The organism is Actinoplanes sp. NPDC049118, from assembly GCF_040648555.1.
Lineage (GTDB): Bacteria > Actinomycetota > Actinomycetes > Mycobacteriales > Micromonosporaceae > Actinoplanes.
On the sequence record NZ_JBEZDY010000034.1, the window covers coordinates 56,565 to 76,494 of the forward strand.

Consider the following 19,930-nt stretch of genomic DNA (forward strand, 5'->3'; position numbering starts at 1 on the left):
GGTTTCGTTGATCAAGATGTGCACGTGACGGCCGTGGAGAATGGGGACATGGAGACGCGATCCTGGGTGCGTGACGGCCTGCGGGCCATCGCCGGTGGCGTCTTCGCGGTCGGCCTCGCGATCACCAACCTGCCGCTGCTGGCGGTCTCGCTGGTGGCGCTGGCGCTCAGCCCCGTACCGTTCCTCGGCCTCGCCCTGCTGCCGTGGGTCACCGATCTCGTCCGGATGCGCGCCAACCTGGAACGGCGGCTGGCCGGGCGGGCCGGTATCGCGATCGCCTGCCCGTACCAGCCGCCGCCGGAGCGGGCGCTGCCCGGCGGCTGGAAGCGATTCCGGTGGATCGCCACCGACCCGGCCACGTGGCGCGACCTCGCCTGGCTGGTGCCGGGCGCCCTCGTCGGCTTCTCCCTCGGCCTGCTCGCCGTGGCCATCCCGCTCTACGGCCTCGAGGGCATCACGCTGGTGCCGCTCTGGCTCTACCTGAGCATCGACTGGTACGGCTACGGGGTTTTCTGGCCGATCGCCAACTTCAGCGAGGCGATGCTCTCGGTGCCGCAGGGTGTGCTGTTCCTGGCGCTCGGGCTCGGCGCCGCGCCCTGGCTGCTGGAGGTCAACGCCCAGTTCGCCAAGCTCTTCCTGGCCCCGACGAAGGCCGCCGAGCTGCGCCTGCGGGTGGCCCAGCTGACCGAGACCCGGGCCGACACCGTCGACGCGCAGGCCGCCGAGCTGCGCCGGATCGAGCGTGACCTGCACGACGGCGCACAGGCCCGGCTGGTGTCGCTGGGCATGACCATCGGCCTGGCCGAGGAGATGATCGAGCGGAACCCGGCGGCGGCCCGCAAGCTGCTCGCCGAGGCCCGCGAGGCGAGCGGCACGGCCCTGCTCGAGCTGCGGAACCTGGTCCGCGGCATCCACCCGCCGGTGCTCGCCGAGCGCGGCCTCGACGGCGCGGTCCGCGCGCTGGCGCTGAGCCTGCCGATGTCGGTGTCGGTGGAGGTGGACCTGCCGGGCCGGCCGCAGACGCCGGTGGAGTCCGCGGCCTACTTCGCCACCGCGGAGGCGCTGGCGAACGTGGTCCGGCACAGCGGGGCCCGGACGGTCGAGGTGTCGATCCGTTACGCCGACGGGGGCCTCGCGATAACCGTCAGCGACGACGGGGCCGGCGGCGCCGACGCGGCCCGCGGCACCGGACTGCGGGGCATCGATCGCCGCCTGGCCGCCTTCGATGGCACGATGACGGTGTCCTCCCCGCCGGGCGGACCGACGGTCGTGACAATGGAGTTACCGTGCGTGTTGTCCTCGCCGAAGACCTCGCCCTCCTCCGGGACGGCCTGACCCGCCTGCTCGAGGCGTTCGAGTTCCAGGTCGTCGAGGCCGTGGACAACGGCCCGGCGCTGCTGCCGGCCCTGATCAGGCACCGCCCCGACGTCGCCGTCGTCGACGTGCGGCTGCCGCCGACCTTCACCGACGAGGGGTTGCAGGCGGCGATCGCGGCCCGCACCGAGGTGCCCGGCCTGCCGATCCTGGTCCTCTCCCAGCACGTCGAGCCGCTGTACGCCCGGGAGCTGCTGAGCGACCGCAACGGCGGCGTCGGCTACCTGCTCAAGGACCGGATCTCGAACGTGGCCCAGTTCGTCGACGCGGTGCGCCGGGTCGCCGACGGCGGCACGGCGATGGACCCGGAGGTGGTGTCGCAGCTGCTCGCCCGCCGCGAGCCGCTGGCGGTGCTGACCGCCCGCGAACGCGAGGTGCTCGGCGAGATGGCCGAGGGCCGGTCGAACGCGGCGATCGCGGCGAAGCTCTTCGTCACGGAGAAGGCGGTCAGCAAGCACATCAACAACATCTTCACGAAGCTGGGCATGCCGCCGTCGGACGACGACAACCGGCGCGTGCTCGCCGTGCTCACCTACCTCAACGGCTGACGGCGCGCGGCACACCCGGCGGTGGCGACACGTGGCGGTAACGGCCGGGTCACGCCGAGGCAACGTCGCGGGTTTCTACTGCCAGGTGACTCACCAACTGGTGGGGCGCGCCTAGGGTTCCGCCGCTATGCGGGCTGGTCCGAGAGGCGCAGGTGTTCCCCGTCAGGGGTGCGCTCCACGGCGGGATAAAAGCCCGGGAGAACGGCCAAGGGTTCTGGCTGCTCTCTTTGGCCAGGCCTCTCTCCTAACGGAGGCACCCGTGGGTTTCCAGCACGATCACCAGCACCAGCACGTCGAGCAGACCGCCGCCGAACCGACCCTGCACGACCGGTACGGTCCCGAGGCCGCGTTCGCCGTCGCCGCCGAGGCCCGGCTGCCGAACACCAGGTGGCAGGAGGAGATCGCCCGCGGCCTCGAGTACGGCCTGCCGGGCGCCGACTCCATCAACGACCGCACGATCCCCACCTTCTCCCGGGGCGAGTTGCCGCACTTCGCCGGGATCAACACCTTCCTGAAGGCGCCGTACCTCGAGGACGTGCGCCGCTGCGGCGAGTACGACGTCGCCGTGCTCGGCGCACCCTTCGACGGCGGGACCACGTACCGGTCGGGCACGCGTTTCGGGCCGCAGGGCATCCGAAAGATCTCCGCGCTCTACGGCCCGTACTCGTTCGAACTCGGCGTGGACCTGCGCGAGTCGATCACCATCGCCGACCTGGGCGACATCTTCACCATCCCGGCGAACATCGAGAAGACCTTCGACCAGATCTCCAAGGCCGTCGGCCACGTCTACGAGTCCGGTGCGTTCCCGGTCGTGCTCGGCGGCGACCACTCCATCGGCTACCCGACCGTGCGCGGCGTCGCCCAGCACCTGCAGGGCAACCTCGGCATCATCCACTTCGACCGGCACGTCGACACCCAGGAGACGGACCTCGACGAGCGGATGCACACCACGCCGTGGTTCCACGCCACCGACATCCCCAACGTGCCGCCGAAGAACCTGGTGCAGATCGGCATCGGCGGGTGGCAGGCGCCGCGGCCCGGCGTGCAGGTCGGCCGCGAGCGCGGCACCACGATCATGACCGTCACCGACTGCGTCGAGATGGGCATCGAGCAGGCCGCCGAGCGGGCGCTCGAGGTCGCGTGGGATGGCGCCGAGGCGGTCTGGCTCTCCTTCGACGTCGACTGCCTGGACGCCGCGTTCGTGCCCGGCACCGGCTGGCCCGAGCCGGGCGGCTTCCTGCCCCGCGAGGTCCTCAAGTTCATCCAGATCATCGCGGACGCCCGCCCGCTCGCCGGGATCGAGGTCGTGGAGTGCGCGCCCGCGTACGACACCGCCGAGATCACCGCCCTGCTGGCCACCCGGGTCATCTGCGACACGCTCGGCTGCCTGGTCCGATCCGGCCACCTTCCCCTGGAGAAGAAGCGATGAGAAAGACGATCCTCGCGGCGGCCCTGGCCGCCGTGCTCCTGGCATCCGGCTGCGGCGGCGACGACGGCGCGAGCGCGGCGGGCCAGCCGGCCACCGTGCGGCTCGGCTTCTCCGCATGGCCCGGCTGGTTCCCCTGGCAGGTCGCACAGGACCAGGGCCTCTTCGCGAAGAACGGCGTGACCGTCGACCTCAAGTACTTCGAGAGTTACACCGACAGCCTCACCGCGCTGAGCACCGGCAACCTGGACGCGAACAGCCAGACGCTCAACGACACCCTGTCCTCGGTAAGCGGCGGCGCGAAGCAGACCGTGGTGCTGACCAACGACAACTCGACCGGCAACGACCAGATCATCGCCCGGCCCGGCATCAACTCCGTGGCCGACCTCAAGGGCCGGAAGGTCGCGGCCGAGCAGGGGACGGTCGACCACTATCTGCTGCTGCTGGCGCTGCGGAAGGCCGGGCTGACCGAGAAGGACGTGCAGTTCACGCCGTTGCTCACCGACGCGGCCGCGGCGGCCTTCCTCGCCGGCAAGGTCGACGCGGTCGGCGTCTTCGCGCCCTTCACCACCACGGCTCTGGGCCTGCCCGGCAGCAAGGCGATCGCGACCTCGGCGGACTTCCCCGGCGCCATCCCGGACCATCTGGTCTTCGGCACCGGCTTCGTCGAGGACCACCCCACCGAGGTGCAGGCGATGGTGCAGACCTGGTTCGACACCATGGCCTGGATCAAGGCCAACCCCGCCGCGGCCATCGAGATCATGGCAAGGCGCGGCGGCGTCACGCCCGCCGACTACAAGAGCTACGACGCCGGTACGACCATCTTCACGCGGCAGCAGAACCTGGACGCGTTCGCCTCCGGCGGCAGCGCGGCGAACCTCGACTACCAGGCGGACCAGATCGGGGACTTCCTCGTCTCCACCGGCCTCGCCGACGAGAAGCCGCCGCTCGACGGGCTGCTCGAGCCCAAGTTCGTGCGGGCCGTGAAGGAATGAGTACCGTCACCGCCCCCGCGCGGCCGGCCCTGTCGAAGCTGCCCCGCCGCGGGCCCGGCCGGCCCGTCCGGCTCTGGGCGCCGCGGGCGCCGATCCCGCGCCGATCCCGGGCCGCGCTGATGATCTGTTCGGTGCTGGTGCCGCTGGCCGCGTGGGTGGCGGTGGCGGCCTCGGGCGTCGTACCGCAGGAGTTTCTGCCCTCGGTGCCGGCGGTCCTCTCCGCGGGCTGGGAGATGGCTCAGTCGGGACAGCTGTGGACCGACACCCTGGCCAGTGTCCAGCGCATCCTGATCGGCTTCGGCCTGGCGATCGTCGTGTCCGTGCCGCTCGGCCTGGTGATGGGCGGCTTCCAGGCCGGGCAGGCGTTGTTCGAGCCGATCGTCGGGCTGCTGCGTTACCTGCCGGCCAGCGCCTTCATCCCGTTGCTGACCATCTGGCTGGGCATCGGCGAGCCGTCCAAGTGGATGCTGCTCTTCATCGGCACGGTCTTCTTCAACACGCTGATGACCGCGGACGCGGTCCGCCAGGTGCCGAGATCGTTGATCGACGTGTCATACACGCTCGGCGCGCGGCGCGGCGAGGTGCTGCGCAAGGTGGTCGTCCCGCACGCGCTTCCGGGCATGATCGATGCCGTACGCGTGAACGCGGCCGCCGCCTGGAACTTCGTGGTCGTCGCCGAGCTGATCAACTCGACGGAGGGGCTCGGCTACCGGATCGCCCGCAGCCAGCGCTTCCTGGCCAGTGACCGGATCTTCGCGGTCCTGATCGTGATCGCGGTCCTCGGCCTGGCGATCGACATCCTGCTCCGCGTCCTGCGCGACCGGATCGGCCGGTGGGTGTGATGAGCCTGCTCACCCTCAGCTCGGTCGGCATGCGGTACGGAGCGTTCACCGCCCTCGACGACATCTCGCTCGACGTCGCCGCGGGTGAGTTCGTCTGCCTCGTCGGCGCCAGCGGCTCCGGCAAGTCGACGCTGCTGTCGCTGATCGCGGGCCTGACGACGCCGACGTCCGGCGCCATCGCGCTCGCCGGCACCCCGGTGTCCGGCCCGGGACCGGACCGCGGCCTGGTATTCCAGTCCGGCGCCGTTTACCCCTTCCGTACGGTCGCCCAGAACGTCGGATTCGGGCTGGAACTTCTCAAGCTGTCCAAGGCCGAACGGCGGGAGCGGGTCGACTGGTACCTCGCCGAGACCGGGCTGACGGCGCTGCGCGGCAAGCTGCCGAAGGAGCTCTCCGGCGGACAGCGGCAAAGGGTGGCGATCGCCCGCGCGCTGGCCTGCGAACCGGACGTGCTGCTGCTGGACGAGCCCTTCGGCGCCCTCGACGTGCAGACGAAGGAGGACATGCAGGTCTTCATCCGCCGGATCTGGCAGGACACCGGAACCACTGTGCTGATGGTCACCCACGACGTCGAGGAGGCCGTCTTCCTGGGCGGGCGGGTGGTCGTGCTGGCCAGTGACCCGGGCCGGGTCGCCGCGGACCTGCTGGTCGACCTGCCCGCGGACCGCGAACTGACGGTCAAGCGGACGCCGGCGTTCCTGGCGCTGCGTGCCCGGGTGGAGGACCGGGTACGCGCGTTTCATCACAGCTCGGAAGGCCTGTTTGCCGCCCAGTCGTGATGCCCGGCATGAAGGATCGGGGGTATGGAAACCGCATCACAGCCGCTCGCCGTGACCGTCGCGATCACCCGGAGGGCCGATCCGTCGCGTAACGCGGAGATGCTCGCGTGGGTCCGCGCCGGCGCGACCCTGGCCGAGGACTTCCCGGGCTTCCTCGGGGTCGGCTGGGTGCGGCCGGTGCTGGGCTCGACCGAATGGCACATGCTCTACCGCTTCGCCGACGCCGAGGCGCTGCACGCCTGGGAGGAGTCGCCGCAGCGGCAGTGGTGGCTGTCGTCGGCGCAGGGGATGGTCGAGCACACCCGGGTCGAGCGGCGCACGGGCATCGAGGGCTGGTTCGACCCGCCGCGGGAGCACACGGTGTCCGACCTGACCCCGCCGGCGGCGCCGCCGCCGCGCTGGAAGCAGGCGGTGACGATCTGGCTCGGTTTCTTCCCGGTCAGCCTGCTGGCGACGGTGACGCTCGGGCACCTGATCGAGGGGCAGAACGCGGTGGTCCGCACGCTGCTGATGACGCTGTGCCTGACGCCGGTGATGGCATATCTGGTGTTGCCGCAGGTCACGAAGATGCTGCAGTGGTGGCTGCAGGGTCAGCCCCCGCCGTGGCGGCGCTGAGGGAGCCGATCCGCGCCGCTCGGCGGCGCCCCATTTGCGCAGCCTCAACATCTCCTCTGAATTCTTCAGGTGGCCCCTCGATCACCCGATGGAATCCGGCGAGGAGGCAAACAGATGCGGCTGCGCAACTGGATCGCTGTGGTGACCAGCGTACTACTGCTGGTGACCGTCGGCATCGTCGGCGTTTTGGTGAACCGATCGGCGCTTCAGGCCGCCGACACGGTGCACCGTACCGACACGCATGCCCTCGCCAAGAACAACGCCACCCTGGCCGGGCGGATGCAGTTGCTCTCCGCCAAGGAGCTCAAGACCTTCGCCGACACGCACAGCTTCGACCTCGGCGTCGGCGACGGGAGCGACCGCAAGGCCCTCGAGGGCTACGTGGCGAAGTCCAGTGCCTTCCCGTACGGCGCCGCGATCACCTCGCTCGACGGTAAGGTCCTGAACGCCACCCGGACCCACGTGCTGCCCGCGCCCACCGACGCCGGCTACGCGCCGATGCGCAAGTCGCTGCTCGCCGGCAAGCCGGGCTTCTCCTCGGTGATGCTCGTCAAGGACTCCGCCAGCGCCGGTGCCCCCGTCGCGATCCAGGCGTTCGCCGTGCCGATCCAGGTCGCCGGCGTGGCGCGGGCGATCCTGATCGGCTACAACAAGATCGCAACCACGACGCTGCAGGAGTACACCGCCCGGCTGCGCACCACGGGAAGCCTGACCACCTTCGTCGACCCCACCGGGCGCGTCGGCTTCACCAGCGAGGGCGAGAAGATCGGCACGCTGGTGGCACCCCCGGTCGTCTCGGCGGTCACGCGGATCACCACCGGGTTCGAGTTCGTCGAGTACCAGGTCGGCAAGACCGAAATGATCTCCGTCGTGGTCAAGGACGAGGAGTCGCTGCCGGGCGGCTGGGCGTACATCCGCACGCAGACCATGGCGTCGTTCGACGGCCCGGTGCACACCCGTAGCCAGAACATCAACCTGACGCTGCTGGCCATGCTCATCATCGGCGCCGTCGGCATCTCGCTCCTCGGGTACCGCACCCAGGTGCAGCGCCGGCGGGCGGACGAGCGGTTCCAGGCGCTGTTCCAGCACGCGCCCGACATGGTGGCCGTGCTCGACGCCGAGGGCCGGGTCGCCTACTCCAGCCCCAGCGCCGCTTCCCTGCTGCACTTCCCGGCCGGTTCGCTGCGGGGCACGACGGTCTTCGCGCTCGTGCACGAGGAGGACCGCCCGCGGATGGTGGAGGCCTTCGCCAAGCTGCGCACCGAGCGCGACGGCGTGCTGCGGTTGCAGACCCGCATCCTGAACGCGTCGGGGCAGGCGACCTGGTTCGACTTCACCGCCTCCAACCAGATGCACAACCCCGCGCTGATGGGCATCGTCATCAACGCCCGCGACATCTCCGAGAACCGGGCGTTCCAGGAGCGGCTGCACCACGAGGCCACCCACGACGCGCTGACCGGGCTGCCGAACCGGCGCCGGATGCAGGACGCGCTGGGCTCCTCGCTGCAGGGCGACGCGGTGGCCGTGTTCTTCGTCGACCTCGACGGGTTCAAGCCGGTCAACGACGCGCACGGTCACGAGGCCGGCGACGAGTTGCTGCGCCAGGTCGCGGACCGGCTCAGCGCCTGCGTCCGCGAGGGCGACGTGCTCGCCCGGGTCGGCGGCGACGAGTTCGTCGTGCTGATGCCCGGCATCACCGCGCAGTCCGACGCCGACGCGATGAGCACCCGGGTGCGGATCGCCATCGAGCGGCCGTTCCTGGTGTTCGGCAACGAGGTCACCATCGGGGCGAGTGTCGGCGTGCACCTGGCGACGCCGAGCGACGACCCGGACCAGGCCCTGCGCGCCGCCGACCACGCGATGTACGCGGTCAAGCACCTCGGCGGCGGCCGCCGCGCGGCCTCCGAGCAGTGCGAGCCCGCGCGGGTAGGACGCCACCGCGCCGAGGTCTGAACCGTTAGGTTGACTCCATGGCCACCAAGCCGCCCGCGATCGAGGTCGCCGCGGGGGAGCACACCGTCCGGGTCTCCAACCCGGATCGGGTGTACTTCCCGGAGCTCAAGCTGACCAAGCTCGACCTGGTCAACTACTACCTCAGCGTGGGTGACGGCATCGTCCGGGCGCTGCGCGAGCGGCCGTGCATGCTGCACCGCTTCCCCGACGGCCTGGCCGGCGAGAAGGTGCACCAGAAGCGGGTACCGCACGGCGCGCCGCCGTGGCTGCAGACGGTCCGGGTGGAGTTCCCCCGGTACGGCCGGCACGCGAACGAGCTGTGCGTGACCCAGCTCGGCGAGGTCATCTGGGCGGTGCAGATGTCGACGGTCGAGTTCCACCCGTGGAACTCGCGCCGCGCGGACACCGAGAAGCCCGACGAATGGCGCATCGACCTGGACCCGATGCCCGACTGCGGCTTCGACACGGTACGCCGGGTTGCGCACGTCGCGCATGAGGTGCTCGACGAGCTCGGCATCACCGGCTATCCGAAGACCTCCGGCGGCCGGGGACTGCACATCTACGTCCGCATCGCGCCCGAGCACGGCTTCGGAGACGTACGCCGGGCGGCGCTGGCGTTCGCCCGCGAGGTCGAGCGGCGCTCGCCCCGGGACGTGACGACGACGTGGTGGCGCAAGGACCGGGACCCCGAGGCGCTGTTCGTCGACTACAACCAGAACGCCCGCGACCACACCATCGCGAGCGCGTACTCGGTGCGGGGCAACCAGCGCGGCACGGTGTCCACGCCGATCCGCTGGGACGAGATCGACGCCGTGCGGCCGGACGACCTCACCCTGCTGACCGTCCCGGCACGCTTCGCCGAGCTGGGCGACCTGCACGCGGGCATCGACGACACCGCGTTCGATCTGGCCCCGCTGCTGCAGTGGGCGGAGCGTGACGAGCGGGCCGGGCTGGCGGGTCCCGCCGACGCGGAGTGACGTACGGCCGCGGACGTAAGACATTCTCAATCGTCGATTGAACTGTTAACGTCACGGCACGCAGCCAATCCGTCACGTGGGGAGACGCAGATGCGCAGAACCGCACGCTGGACAGTCGCCGTCGCCATCGTCACCGCCGTCGGGATCCCGGGCGCCGCACAGGCCGCCGGTGCACAGCCCGCCGAACAGGCCGTCCTCGTCGCACCCGGAGCCGAGGTCGTGCCCGACAGCTACGTCGTCGTGCTCAAGCCGGACCGGGCCGCCGTCGCCGGCCAGGCCCGCACGCTCGCCGGGCGGCACAGCGCCCGGGTGCGCCAGACGTACTCGCACGCCCTGCGCGGCTTCGCCGCCACGATGAGCGCCCGGCAGGCCCGGCGGATGGCCGCCGACCCGGCGGTCGCGTACGTGCAGGCCGACGTGATCCACCGGGCGAGCGACACACAGAACAACCCGCCCTCGTACGGGCTCGACCGCATCGATCAGCGGAACCGGCCGCTGAACTCGGCGTACACGTACTCCACCGGTGCGCCGGACGTGCACGCGTACATCATCGACACCGGCGTCCGGACCACACACCAGGACTTCGGCCTCCGCGCGGTGAGCGGCTTCGACGCGATCGACGGCGGCACGGCGGACGACTGCCACGGCCACGGCACGCACGTCGCGGGCACCGTCGGCGGCACCGCGTACGGCGTGGCGAAGAGCGCGCGACTGGTCGCCGTACGGGTGCTGAACTGCGAGGGCAGCGGCACGACCGCGCAGGTCGTCGCCGGCATCGACTGGGTGACGGCGAACGCGGCTAAGCCGGCGGTGGCCAACATGAGCCTGGGCGGTAGCGCGGACGCGGCCCTGGACAGCGCCGTGGCCGGCTCGATCGCCTCCGGGGTGAGCTACGCGATCGCGGCGGGCAACGGCTTCCTGGGCCTGTTCGCCCTGGACGCCTGCACCCAGTCCCCGGCCCGGGTCCCGGCGGCGATCACGGTGTCGGCTGTCGACAACGCGGACCGCAAGGCAAGCTGGGCCAACCGCGGCACGTGCGTGGACGTCTTCGCCCCGGGCATCGGCATCACCTCATCGTGGGGCACCGGCGACACCGCGACGAACACGATCAGCGGCACCTCGATGGCCGCACCGCACGTGGCCGGCGCGGCGGCCCTCTACCTGCAGACCCACCCGTCGGCGTCGCCGGCGGAGGTCCACTCGGCCATCGTGGGCAACTCGACGACCGGCGTGGTGGTCAGCCCGGGCTCCGGATCACCAAACCGCCTGCTCTACACGGGAGCCTTCTGACACGGCCGCCGGGTGGCCACCGTAGCCGCTCAGTGACAGCATGTTTCAATGCGCTTCGGCCCTCGCGAGACTTCGAGCGACCCACCGTCCTGGTTCGAGCCGGCTGAACCGACGACCCGACCGCGGCGTCCCGCCCTGACGGCGAGAGCCGAGCCGAGCCGGATCGCCGAGTGGGCCGCGGCCCGCGGCGACGAGATCTTCGGCGACATCCGAGGTGGACTCTGGCGGTTCACCGAGGGTGTCGCCGACGTCCTCTTCCCCGGCATCGGTCCGGCGGTCGGCACGGCCCGGCGGGCCATCAAGTGGGGACCCACGCTGGTCGGGCTCAACGACGGACGCGGCGCGGACGTCAAGATCGGCCTGATCGGCTCGGAGAACCTCGGGCTCTGGGCGGTCCTGCGGAGCCGGCTCGGGCAGTCGGACCACGGGCCGCGCCCCGGCTGGTGTGCCGACCTGCCCCTCGGCCCGCTCGGCGCCGAGGGCATCCGGGGCGACGCTGTGGCGATCAGCGCGATCGAGGACGTCAAGCCCGCCGACGTCGCGCCGCTGCTGCTGGCCGAGCCCGCCGTCGGCGCCGAGACCCGGCTGCTGCTGCGCGTCGACGTGCCCAGCCGCTCGGGCGTCGTCGCCGTCGACGCCGGGGACGGGGTCTGGCAGCGGCGGATGTTCTTCACGCTTCTGCACCCGGCCCGCCGCGGCGTCGGCCACCACGAGACCTACCGGGTGGTCTGCCCGGTCTGCGGCCGCCGGCGGCTCGCGCAGTTCCGCGGGTTCGACGTCTGCTCCGACTGTGGCTGGTTACACACCCAGCCCTGATCGGCCCCGCGGGGGGCCGCGCACCTGGCCGAACGTGCGGTTCCGACCCTGATATACCCCTGAGATACCCCTGAGCGGCCGGTAACCCGCTTCCGGTGTGCTAAAGCACGGCCTAGGCTCCCGAATGGTCGGACGACATGGGGGGCGCGAGATGGCTTGGCTCGTTTGCGGACGGTGGACGAAGTGGGTCGTGCTCGGCCTCTGGGTGGTTGTGCTCGCCATCGCCGGCCCGATGGCCGGGAAGCTGACCGGCGTCGAGAAGAACGACAACTCCGCCTGGCTGCCCGGTAACGCCGAGGCCACCAAGGTCTCGGAGCTGCAGAAGCGGTTCCAGACCGACGACATCGCCCCGGCGGTCATCGTCTACGAACGCACCGGCGGCATCACGCCGGCCGACACGGCCAAGGCGACCCAGGACGCCGCCGCGATGCGGCGGATCGACGGGGTGAGCGGGGAGGTCGTCGGCCCGCTGCCGGCGAAGGACGGCCAGGCCCTGCAGACCATCGTCCCGGTCAAGGTCGACGCCGAGGGCTGGGAGCGGATCGTCGACGTCGTCGACGACCTCAGGGCCACCACGGGCACGCCGGCCGAGGGGATGAACATCCAGTTCGCCGGGCCGGCGGCCAATGCCGCCGACAGCGCCGAGGCGTTCGAGGGCATCGACGGCACGCTGCTCTACACCACGCTCGCGATCGTCGCGATCATCCTGCTGATCACCTACCGCAGCCCCGTTCTCTGGCTGTTGCCGATCATCAGCGCCGGCGTCGCGCTCACCACCGCGCAGGCCGTCATCTATCTGCTGGCCAAGCATGCCGGGCTGGTGGTCAACGCGCAGAGCGCGGGCATCCTGACAGTGCTCGTCTTCGGCGCGGGCACCGACTACGCCCTGCTGCTCGTCGCCCGCTACCGCGAGGAGTTGCGCCGACACGAGGACCGCCACGAGGCGATGGCGCTCGCCCTGCACCGGGCCGGGCCGGCCATCATCGCCAGTGCCGCCACGGTCGCCATCGGCATGTCCTGCCTGACGCTGGCCGAGGTGAACTCCACCAGCGGCCTCGGCCCGGTCTCCGCGATCGGCATCGTCGTCGGCCTGCTCGCCATGATCACCCTGCTGCCCGCGCTGCTTGTCATCTTCGGCCGCTGGCTCTTCTGGCCGGTACGCCCCAAGCCCGGCTCCGTCGAGCCGACCGCGAACGGCATCTACGCCCGCCTCGGCGCCCGCATCGCCCGCCGCCCGCGGGCCGTCTGGATCGGCACCGCGGCCGCTCTCGGCGTCATGTCGCTCGGCCTGTTCCAGTTGGAGGCCAACGGCCTCTCGCAGGCGGACCAGTTCGTGAGCAAGCCGTCGTCGGTGGTCGGCGAGGAGGCGCTCGCCCGGCACTTCCCGGCCGGGCAGGGCCAGCCGGTCGTGGTGATCGGCGACGCCGCGTCGGCGTCGGCCATCCGGTCGGCGGTCACCGCCACGCCGGGCATCAGCGACGCCGGCGAGCCCGTGATCAAGGGCGACCTGGCGCTGATCGAGGGCCTGCTCACCTCAGCCCCGGACAGCGGCGAGGCCATGGCCACCATCGAACGGCTCCGCGAGGCGGTGCATCCGATCGGGGACGCGCAGGTCGGCGGCCTGACCGCGATGACGCTGGACATCAACAACGCCAACGACCACGACAACCAGCTGATCATTCCGCTGGTCCTGCTCGTCGTGCTGGTGATCCTCGGCCTGCTGCTGCGCTCGATCGTCGCGCCGCTCCTGCTGATCGCCACCGTCGTGCTGTCCTTCGGCGCGGCCCTCGGCGTCAGCGCGCTCACCTTCCGGCACGTCTTCGGCTTCGCCGGCGAGGACACGTCGTTCCCGCTCTACGTCTTCGTCTTCCTGGTCGCCCTCGGCATCGACTACAACATCTTCCTGATGACCCGGGTGCGCGAGGAGGCACAGCAGCACGGCACCCGGCGGGGCGCCCTGATCGGCCTGGCCGCGACCGGCGGTGTGATCACCTCCGCGGGCCTCGTGCTGGCCGGGACGTTCGCGGCGCTCGGCAGCCTGCCGCTGGTGGCGTTCGCGGAGATCGGCTTCGCGGTCGCGTTCGGCGTCCTGCTGGACACCCTGGTGGTGCGCTCGGTGCTGGTGACGGCGCTGAACCTGGACCTGGGCCGGTGGATCTGGTGGCCGAGCAAGCTGATGAACGTCCGCGACGAGCCGGCCCCGGCCGAGTCCGAACGCGACCTCGAAACGGTCGCCTGACGACGGCCCCTCCGGTCCCGGTGCCGGGCGATCCCCGGCGCCGGGAGGTTACGAACCGACCCGGTTGAGGGTGGTCCCGACCAGCTTCTGCCAGTCGGCGGAGAACTGGGGATTGGCGCTCGCGTCGGACCTGCCGAGGCGGTAGATCGCGTACTGGTCGACCAGCACGACGTTGCCCCGGGCCAGGGCCGCCACGGCGACATCGGCGGTCGCCGGGTGCGCCTTGTCGTACTGCTTGTTGCGGACGGTAACGAAGCCGATCCAGGGGCCCTGCTCCAGCGGCGCCGTCGAGGCCGTCTCCGTGTACGCGGGCTCCTCCCGGTCGCCGGTCTTCGCGGGCCGCGAGACGCTCGGCGCGCAGGCGTCGGCGACCGTGCGCAGCGAGGCGAGGGCGGTGGCGGCGGAGATGGAATCCTCGTAGACCAGGGCGTGCTGGGTGAGGCTCTGCACCCCCTCCGTGCCCTCGTCGGACAGCGGCGCGGAGACGATCGACGGGCTGCCCGGGACGGCCACCGGCGGCGTGTCCGCGCCACAGATGCTGACCAGCTGGTTCGGCGCCGCCGACTCGCCCGGCGCCTTCCAGGTCGGGCCGACGTCGGCGGCCTTGAGCAGGGCGTTCCGCATGGCGTCCACGCTGATGGTGCTGCCGTCGGGCGCGGGTGGGTCATCCGACGAACACCCGGCGAAAGCGGCGACGGCGCACGCTGCGACGGCGACCCGGAAGACCCTGCCGATCAAAACCATCCGGCCATGATGGCAGACGCCCGGCGGTCACGCGCCGTCACCGGTGCTGCGTATTTTGCTCGCTACTCACCGCATTTGGCCCGCGGGCTCTCGCGGTGTTGATCGCCGCCCGCCCCGCCGGGGGCGGGCGGCGAGGACACGTCCCCCTCGTCCGCATCCATAGAACAGACCATTGGGCGGCGCGTGCTGATACCCCGCGGGCCCCGGGCCGGTGTCGGGTAGCCGACGCGCCGGCCCTAGCGCTCCGACCAGACGTCAGGGGTGTCCGCTGCGTGCCTGTGTCAACTGCTGGAGGGCTGCGCCTGCTTTCGCACCCGGAAGCGGAGCATTGTGACGGCGCCCGACTGGGTGTTGCTGAAGGGTTCCAGGTCGATCCTGTCGAGGCTCGGGGGCGAGAAGCGGACGCCGTCGCCGAGCAGCACCGGGAGGACATACACCAGGATCTCGTCGACGAGCCCGCGCTGCAGGCACTGGGCGGCCACGTCAGCACCGAGGATCTCCAGGTTCTTGCCGCCCGCGGCGCTGCGTGCCGTGGCAACGGCTTCCTCGACGTCACAGGTGAGGAACGTGACGGTGGGGTCCGGCTCGTCGGGAGGCTCGTGGGTGAGGACGAACTGTCCTCCCCCGTCGTAGGGGGTGTCCTGGTCGGCCATACGCTTGGCGACCTCGTACGTGCCCCGGCCGATGAGCATGGCACCCGTGGCCGCCATAACCTCCGGGAACGTATCCGCAGTCAGGTACTCGAAGATCCAGTCCATCGCGTGGCCAGGACCGGCGATGAACCCGTCCAGCGACATCGCCCTGTTCACGACCACCTTGCCGGTGCCGATGCTCACGTCGCTCATGCGTCTTCTCCAAGGATCTCGGGGCCCCGGGGCCGAATCGTAGTTCGGCCGGTGGGAGGCGACGGCGGGAGTCGCACGCGTATCTGCGGTGGCCCAACGCTAACAATCGGCATCCGGATGTGCTGGTCGCGCCGTTCGCCGCCTGCCCGCACGGGTGCCGATCGGGTGCCCTGCTCTGTGTCCGAAACGACCCGTTCGGCGGGGTTTTTCGGCGCCGAAATCCTCAAGTCGTGGTGTTCAGACCGTTCGCAACTCGGCGGCACCTGTTCGGGACCGGGGGGTGCACCGCGCGGATCGGAATCTCTTCTCATGCCCGGCCGATGAACGGCTGGAACATGCGGGGGGAAACCACAGAGTGCGTCGGATCAAGTTGCAGAAGTCGATGACCGTCCTGGCCGCTATCGCGATGGGTGCTGGTACCGCTCTGGCCGGTGCGACCGCCGCCACGGCCGCCCCGGCGGCGTCGGCGGGTGGGAAGTGTGTGACCGATGCGAACCTGGTGCCTTCGTGTGGCGTGTTGTGGGGTGCCGCCGCGGGTGGGTTCACCGATGCTCCGCGTGATGAGGCGTTGAAGGACTGGGAGAAGCTCTCCGGCCGCACCGCCTCGATTTACCACACCTATCACAAGGGTGATGAGGTGTTCCCGACCGCTGATGAGAAGGCGATGGCGCGGGACAAGGACCAGCCGCGGGTGTTGTTGCTGAACTGGAAGATCGCTTACGGGTCGAACTGGGCGAAGGTTGCCAAGGGTGAGCAGGACAAGCGGATCGACGCGTTCGCTGCCCGGGTCAAGAAGGACTTCCCGGAGAAGTTCTTCCTGGTGCTCAACCATGAGCCGGAGAACGACGTGGTCGCGAAGAAGGGTTCCGGCTGGGAGGCTAAGGACTTCGCCGCGATGTACCGCCACACGATCAAGCGCCTGGAGTCCAAGGGCGTCGACAATGCGATCAATGTGATGGCGTACATGGGTAACGAGAAGTGGATGGCGCAGTCCTGGTGGGCGGATCTGTACCCCGGTGACGACGTCGTGGACTGGATCGGTCTGGATTCCTACGTGTCGGCGGAGAAGGGTGCGTATCACTACGGCCAGTTCGCTGACCTGCTCGACCGGAAGGCGCCGAACGGTCCGACGTTCTACGACTGGGCGACCCGTAAGCACGCGAGTAAGCCGTTGATGATCGCCGAGTGGGGTGTGTATCACCGGGTGGGTAAGCCGGTCGATAAGAGTGCCGGGTTCAACAGTGTGCTGCCGGAGTTGAAGAAGCGGCCCGCGATCAAGGCGATCGTCTACTTCGACACCAAGCACGACGACCAGGGCGACCGCGACATCAGCATCAACAGCAAGAGCTCGAGTCTGGCCGCGTTCAAGAAGCTCGCCGCCGACCCGACCTTCAACGTCACCATCAAGTAACCCACCACCCCGCACGACCCGCATGACCCCACGAGCCGCCCGGCCAACCAGCCGGGCGGCTCGACCGCGTCAGCGGTTTGCGTATGCCTCGAAGGAGCCGGCCAGCGCCTGCCGCAGCTGGGATCTGGGCCGGGAGCCGACGATGGTGTGCACGACGACCCCCCGCTGGAAGAACATCAGGGTCGGCAGCGACATCACCCGGTAGGCGCGGCCCGTCACGGGGTTCTCGTCCATGTTCAGCGTCGCGATCACCAGCTTGCCGGTGAACTCGCCGGCCAGCCCGGCGAGGGTCTTGGCCAGCGGCCCGCACGGCGGGCACCACTCGGCCCAGAAGTCGACCACCACCGGCAGCCGGTTGCCGAGCACGAGCTCGGCGAACGTCTCGTCGGTGACGGCCGTCAGTGAATCTTCAGGCATCGGATCTCCCGCTCCTCGATGGCCTGGGCGAGCTGGCCGCGCAACCGGTCGCGGACGTCGGCGAGCCGATCCAGGTAGGTCTCGACCTCGGCGAGCTTGCGCCGCAGCACGGCCACCGAGTCGGGGCAGACGTGACCGGCGGTGTTGCCGGCGCGCAGGCAGGCCACGAAGGGCCGGATGTCGTCCAGCCCGAAGCCGACGGCGAGCAGGGCCCGGATCTCGTGCACGACGCGCAGTTCCGCCTCGTCGTAGCGGCGGTATCCGTTCGCGTCGCGTCGCGGCTCGACCAGCCCGTGCTGCTCGTAGTAGCGCAGCGTGCGTGTGCTCGTACCGGCCCGTCCGGCCAGTTCGCCGATCAGCATCCCGCTCACCTCGTCCGTAGGTCTGTCCGCACGCTAGGCCCTGTCACCGGCGTCAAGGCAAGCGCCCGCGACCGCGCGGTGACCCGCCTCACGGGTGTCACAAACGCCGGGCCGGGGGTGTCTTGATGCCGAACCCGATGCGAGCTGAGGAGACACCATGAGCGCGAACATCGATGTCGTCGTGGTCGGCGGCGGGTACGCCGGCGTCCTGGCGGCCAATCGCCTGACGCAGCGCGACGACGTGACCGTGACTCTGATCAACCCGCGCCCGGTCTTCGTCGAGCGAATCCGCCTGCACCAGTTGCTGGGCGGGTCCGACGACGCGGTCGTCGACTACCGGGAGATCCTGGCCGGGGGCGTCCGGCTGGTGGTCGACACCGTGACCCGGATCGACGCGGCCGGGCGCCGCGTGGCGTTGGCGTCCGGCGGCACGGCCGGCTACGACTACCTGGTGTACGCGGTGGGCAGCGGCAGCGCCGATCCGGGCGTGCCCGGCGCGGCCGAGTTCGCCCACCCGATCGCCGGCCTCGAGGAGGCGCAGCGGCTGCGGGCCGTCCTCGACGCCGCGCCCGTGTCGGCGCCGGTGACGGTCGTCGGCGGCGGTCCGCTCGGCATCGAGACGGCCGCCGAGCTGGCGGAGTTGGGCCGTGCAGTGACCCTGGTCTGCGGCGGGGTGCTCGGCCCGTACCTGCACCCGCGGGGGCGGCGTTCGGTCGCCAAGGGGCTGGACAGGCTCGGTGTGACCGTCGTCGACGGGACCGGCGCGAGGGTGACGGCCGTGACGCGCGATGCCGTTCGGCTCGTGGACGGCCGCGAGCTGCCGAGCGCGGTGACGATCTGGGCCGCCGGCTTCGGCGTGCCGGATGTGGCCGACCGCAGCGGGCTGAGCACCGACGCCGTTGGGCGCCTGCTCACCGACGAGACGCTGACCAGTGTGGACGACGAGCGCATCGTCGCGACCGGCGACTCGGCCGCCCCATCGGACCTGCCGTTGCGGATGAGCTGCCAGGCCGCGCTGCCGCTGGGATCGCACGCCGCCGACACGGTGCTCAGCCGGATCGCGGGTGAACGACCCGCGGATTTCAGCCGGGGGATCGCCGCCATGTGTGTCAGCCTGGGTCGCCGGGCCGGCGTCTTTCAGGTGGCACACCGCGACGACACCGCGATGGGGCTGCACGTGGGCGGCCGGCTCGGCGCGAAGCTGAAGGAGGCCGCCTGCAAGAGTCCCGTCAAGCAGCTGGCCGACGAGGCGCGCAGGCCCGGCTCGCACACCTGGCCGGTCAGGGACGCCCGGCGACAGGAACTGCTGCGGGCCCCGGTCACCGCCGACCGGACAGCCTAGGTTCTGCGAGAGGAGAGACGTGAGCGAGCCCGGCATGAGTGATCCGGCTACCGAGGTGTTCGTCGCCCATCGCAACCTGCTCTTCACCGTCGCGTACGAGATGCTCGGATCGGCGGCCGACGCGGAGGACGTCCTCCAGGAGACGTGGCTGAGGTGGGTGAAGGTCGACCTCGCCCAGGTGCGCGACCAGCGTGCCTACCTGGTACGGATCACGACCCGGCAGTCCCTCAACCGGCTGCGCACCATGAAGCGCCGCCGGGAGGCCTACGTCGGCCAGTGGCTGCCCGAGCCGCTGCTCACCGCGCCGGACGTGGCCGAGGACGTCGAGCTCGCCGAGAGCGTGTCGATGGCGCTGATGCTCGTGCTCGAGACGCTGTCGCCGACGGAGCGCGCCGTCTTCGTGCTGCGCGAGGCCTTCGACGTCGGCTACGACGAGATCGCGGCGGCGGTCGACAAGAGCCCGGCGGCCGTGCGCCAGATCGCGCACCGCGCCCGCCGGCACGTCGATGCCCGCCGCCCGCGCGGTCCGGTCTCCGCGGGCGAGACCCGGGCGGCCATGGAGTCGTTCCGGTGCGCGGTGCAGACCGGGGACCTGAAGGGCCTGCTCGAGGTGCTCGCCCCCGAGGTCGTCCTGGTGGGTGACGGCGGCGGGGTCAAGCAGGCCGCGCTGCGGCCGGTCATCGGCGCCGAGAAGGTGGGCCGGCTGATCCTCGGCGGCCTCGCCAAGGTCGGTGCCGCGGTCACCACCGAACCCACGGTGGTCAACGGCAACCCGGCGCTGGTCCTGCGCCTGGAAGGCGAGATCGACGGGATCCTCGCGATCCGTGTCGAGGACACCCGCATCACCGGCATCTACTACGTCCGCAACCCGGCGAAGCTGACCCGCGTGGAGTCGGAGACCCCGCTCACCCTGCGGTGAACGCAGTGGAGGGGGCCGCCGTCCGGCGGCCCCCTC

Annotated in this window: 19 protein-coding genes and 1 riboswitch; of the genes, 15 read left to right on the plus strand and 4 right to left on the minus strand. The window is 70.9% G+C overall.

The genetic code is table 11. The features are described from left to right. Nucleotides 1-48: 48 nt before the first annotated feature. From AB0B58_RS36975 to AB0B58_RS37030, 12 genes are all read left to right on the plus strand, one after another. On the plus strand, nucleotides 49-1,335 hold the full coding sequence (locus AB0B58_RS36975) for a sensor domain-containing protein (protein ID WP_360234022.1): 1,287 nt from the start codon (nucleotides 49-51) through the stop codon (nucleotides 1,333-1,335). Then, nucleotides 1,287-1,922, plus strand: coding sequence for a response regulator transcription factor (locus AB0B58_RS36980; RefSeq protein WP_360234025.1), 636 nt, complete (start codon nucleotides 1,287-1,289; stop codon nucleotides 1,920-1,922). Before AB0B58_RS36975 ends, AB0B58_RS36980 begins: the two co-directional genes overlap by 49 nt. 100 nt (nucleotides 1,923-2,022) lie before the next feature. After that, nucleotides 2,023-2,124, plus strand: a riboswitch (guanidine-I (ykkC/yxkD leader). Between the two features lie 57 nt (nucleotides 2,125-2,181). Next, nucleotides 2,182-3,351, plus strand: coding sequence for an agmatinase family protein (locus AB0B58_RS36985; protein WP_360234028.1), 1,170 nt, complete (start codon nucleotides 2,182-2,184; stop codon nucleotides 3,349-3,351). Next, entirely contained in the window at nucleotides 3,348-4,343 is a 996-nt protein-coding gene (locus AB0B58_RS36990) for an ABC transporter substrate-binding protein (protein WP_360234031.1), read from the plus strand. Before AB0B58_RS36985 ends, AB0B58_RS36990 begins: the two co-directional genes overlap by 4 nt. Beyond that, nucleotides 4,340-5,185 (plus strand): ABC transporter permease, encoded by an 846-nt coding sequence (locus tag AB0B58_RS36995; RefSeq protein WP_360234034.1) that lies wholly within the window; start codon nucleotides 4,340-4,342, stop codon nucleotides 5,183-5,185. The genes AB0B58_RS36990 and AB0B58_RS36995 overlap by 4 nt, the downstream gene beginning before the upstream one ends. After that, nucleotides 5,185-5,964 (plus strand): ABC transporter ATP-binding protein, encoded by a 780-nt coding sequence (locus AB0B58_RS37000; RefSeq protein ID WP_360234037.1) that lies wholly within the window; start codon nucleotides 5,185-5,187, stop codon nucleotides 5,962-5,964. Before AB0B58_RS36995 ends, AB0B58_RS37000 begins: the two co-directional genes overlap by 1 nt. 24 nt (nucleotides 5,965-5,988) lie before the next feature. Further along, the gene (locus AB0B58_RS37005; protein ID WP_360234040.1) at nucleotides 5,989-6,579 is read left to right on the plus strand and encodes an antibiotic biosynthesis monooxygenase; all 591 of its coding nucleotides are present in this window, start codon (nucleotides 5,989-5,991) and stop codon (nucleotides 6,577-6,579) included. Nucleotides 6,580-6,693: 114 nt separating this feature from the next. Continuing rightward, the gene (locus AB0B58_RS37010; RefSeq protein WP_360234043.1) at nucleotides 6,694-8,532 is read left to right on the plus strand and encodes a diguanylate cyclase domain-containing protein; all 1,839 of its coding nucleotides are present in this window, start codon (nucleotides 6,694-6,696) and stop codon (nucleotides 8,530-8,532) included. A gap of 17 nt (nucleotides 8,533-8,549) precedes the next feature. Continuing rightward, a complete protein-coding gene (gene ligD / locus AB0B58_RS37015; protein WP_360234047.1) occupies nucleotides 8,550-9,509 on the plus strand; it encodes a non-homologous end-joining DNA ligase in 960 nt (319 codons plus the stop codon). A 90-nt stretch (nucleotides 9,510-9,599) separates the two neighbouring features. After that, entirely contained in the window at nucleotides 9,600-10,799 is a 1,200-nt protein-coding gene (locus tag AB0B58_RS37020; RefSeq protein ID WP_360234050.1) for a S8 family serine peptidase, read from the plus strand. A gap of 48 nt (nucleotides 10,800-10,847) precedes the next feature. Continuing rightward, entirely contained in the window at nucleotides 10,848-11,615 is a 768-nt protein-coding gene (locus tag AB0B58_RS37025) for a hypothetical protein (protein WP_360234053.1), read from the plus strand. A gap of 151 nt (nucleotides 11,616-11,766) precedes the next feature. After that, complete coding sequence (locus AB0B58_RS37030; RefSeq protein WP_360234056.1) at nucleotides 11,767-13,854, plus strand: MMPL family transporter; 2,088 nt, start codon at nucleotides 11,767-11,769, stop codon at nucleotides 13,852-13,854. A gap of 48 nt (nucleotides 13,855-13,902) precedes the next feature. Here AB0B58_RS37030 and AB0B58_RS37035 read toward each other — a convergent pair whose 3' ends face one another. Both AB0B58_RS37035 and AB0B58_RS37040 read right to left on the minus strand, forming a co-directional pair. Continuing rightward, nucleotides 13,903-14,598 carry a hypothetical protein gene (locus AB0B58_RS37035; RefSeq protein ID WP_360234059.1) on the minus strand — a complete coding sequence of 232 codons (696 nt, stop codon included), beginning with the start codon at nucleotides 14,596-14,598 and terminating at the stop codon, nucleotides 13,903-13,905. 281 nt (nucleotides 14,599-14,879) lie between these two features. Continuing rightward, nucleotides 14,880-15,443: a dihydrofolate reductase family protein gene (locus AB0B58_RS37040; RefSeq protein ID WP_360234062.1), complete on the minus strand. Its 564-nt coding sequence runs from the start codon at nucleotides 15,441-15,443 to the stop codon at nucleotides 14,880-14,882. Between the two features lie 355 nt (nucleotides 15,444-15,798). Here AB0B58_RS37040 and AB0B58_RS37045 point away from each other — a divergent pair, with 355 nt between their 5' ends. Continuing rightward, on the plus strand, nucleotides 15,799-16,854 hold the full coding sequence (locus tag AB0B58_RS37045) for a glycosyl hydrolase (RefSeq protein ID WP_360234065.1): 1,056 nt from the start codon (nucleotides 15,799-15,801) through the stop codon (nucleotides 16,852-16,854). Between the two features lie 69 nt (nucleotides 16,855-16,923). On the opposite strand, the gene AB0B58_RS37050 is transcribed toward AB0B58_RS37045, so the two are convergent. Both AB0B58_RS37050 and AB0B58_RS37055 read right to left on the minus strand, forming a co-directional pair. Then, nucleotides 16,924-17,271 (minus strand): thioredoxin domain-containing protein, encoded by a 348-nt coding sequence (locus AB0B58_RS37050; protein WP_360234068.1) that lies wholly within the window; start codon nucleotides 17,269-17,271, stop codon nucleotides 16,924-16,926. Next, complete coding sequence (locus AB0B58_RS37055) at nucleotides 17,253-17,633, minus strand: MerR family transcriptional regulator (RefSeq protein WP_360234071.1); 381 nt, start codon at nucleotides 17,631-17,633, stop codon at nucleotides 17,253-17,255. The genes AB0B58_RS37050 and AB0B58_RS37055 overlap by 19 nt, the downstream gene beginning before the upstream one ends. 157 nt (nucleotides 17,634-17,790) lie before the next feature. Here AB0B58_RS37055 and AB0B58_RS37060 point away from each other — a divergent pair, with 157 nt between their 5' ends. Both AB0B58_RS37060 and AB0B58_RS37065 read left to right on the plus strand, forming a co-directional pair. Continuing rightward, nucleotides 17,791-18,975 (plus strand): FAD-dependent oxidoreductase, encoded by a 1,185-nt coding sequence (locus AB0B58_RS37060; RefSeq protein WP_360234074.1) that lies wholly within the window; start codon nucleotides 17,791-17,793, stop codon nucleotides 18,973-18,975. Nucleotides 18,976-19,009: 34 nt separating this feature from the next. After that, nucleotides 19,010-19,894 carry an RNA polymerase sigma-70 factor gene (locus AB0B58_RS37065; RefSeq protein ID WP_360234077.1) on the plus strand — a complete coding sequence of 295 codons (885 nt, stop codon included), beginning with the start codon at nucleotides 19,010-19,012 and terminating at the stop codon, nucleotides 19,892-19,894. The last annotated feature ends 36 nt before the right edge of the window (nucleotides 19,895-19,930 follow it).

Coding starts and splice junctions, on each gene's coding strand:
- AB0B58_RS37060 (WP_360234074.1), top strand. CDS start 17,791: ATGAGCGCGAACATCGATGTCGTCGTGGTCGGCGGCGGGTACGCCGGC.
- AB0B58_RS37030 (WP_360234056.1), top strand. CDS start 11,767: ATGGCTTGGCTCGTTTGCGGACGGTGGACGAAGTGGGTCGTGCTCGGC.
- AB0B58_RS37050 (WP_360234068.1), bottom strand. CDS start 17,271: ATGCCTGAAGATTCACTGACGGCCGTCACCGACGAGACGTTCGCCGAG.
- AB0B58_RS37005 (WP_360234040.1), top strand. CDS start 5,989: ATGGAAACCGCATCACAGCCGCTCGCCGTGACCGTCGCGATCACCCGG.
- AB0B58_RS37010 (WP_360234043.1), top strand. CDS start 6,694: ATGCGGCTGCGCAACTGGATCGCTGTGGTGACCAGCGTACTACTGCTG.
- AB0B58_RS37020 (WP_360234050.1), top strand. CDS start 9,600: ATGCGCAGAACCGCACGCTGGACAGTCGCCGTCGCCATCGTCACCGCC.
- ligD (WP_360234047.1), top strand. CDS start 8,550: ATGGCCACCAAGCCGCCCGCGATCGAGGTCGCCGCGGGGGAGCACACC.
- AB0B58_RS36975 (WP_360234022.1), top strand. CDS start 49: ATGGAGACGCGATCCTGGGTGCGTGACGGCCTGCGGGCCATCGCCGGT.
- AB0B58_RS37040 (WP_360234062.1), bottom strand. CDS start 15,443: ATGAGCGACGTGAGCATCGGCACCGGCAAGGTGGTCGTGAACAGGGCG.
- AB0B58_RS36990 (WP_360234031.1), top strand. CDS start 3,348: ATGAGAAAGACGATCCTCGCGGCGGCCCTGGCCGCCGTGCTCCTGGCA.
- AB0B58_RS37025 (WP_360234053.1), top strand. CDS start 10,848: ATGCGCTTCGGCCCTCGCGAGACTTCGAGCGACCCACCGTCCTGGTTC.
- AB0B58_RS37065 (WP_360234077.1), top strand. CDS start 19,010: ATGAGTGATCCGGCTACCGAGGTGTTCGTCGCCCATCGCAACCTGCTC.
- AB0B58_RS37000 (WP_360234037.1), top strand. CDS start 5,185: ATGAGCCTGCTCACCCTCAGCTCGGTCGGCATGCGGTACGGAGCGTTC.
- AB0B58_RS37035 (WP_360234059.1), bottom strand. CDS start 14,598: ATGGTTTTGATCGGCAGGGTCTTCCGGGTCGCCGTCGCAGCGTGCGCC.
- AB0B58_RS37055 (WP_360234071.1), bottom strand. CDS start 17,633: ATGCTGATCGGCGAACTGGCCGGACGGGCCGGTACGAGCACACGCACG.
- AB0B58_RS36995 (WP_360234034.1), top strand. CDS start 4,340: ATGAGTACCGTCACCGCCCCCGCGCGGCCGGCCCTGTCGAAGCTGCCC.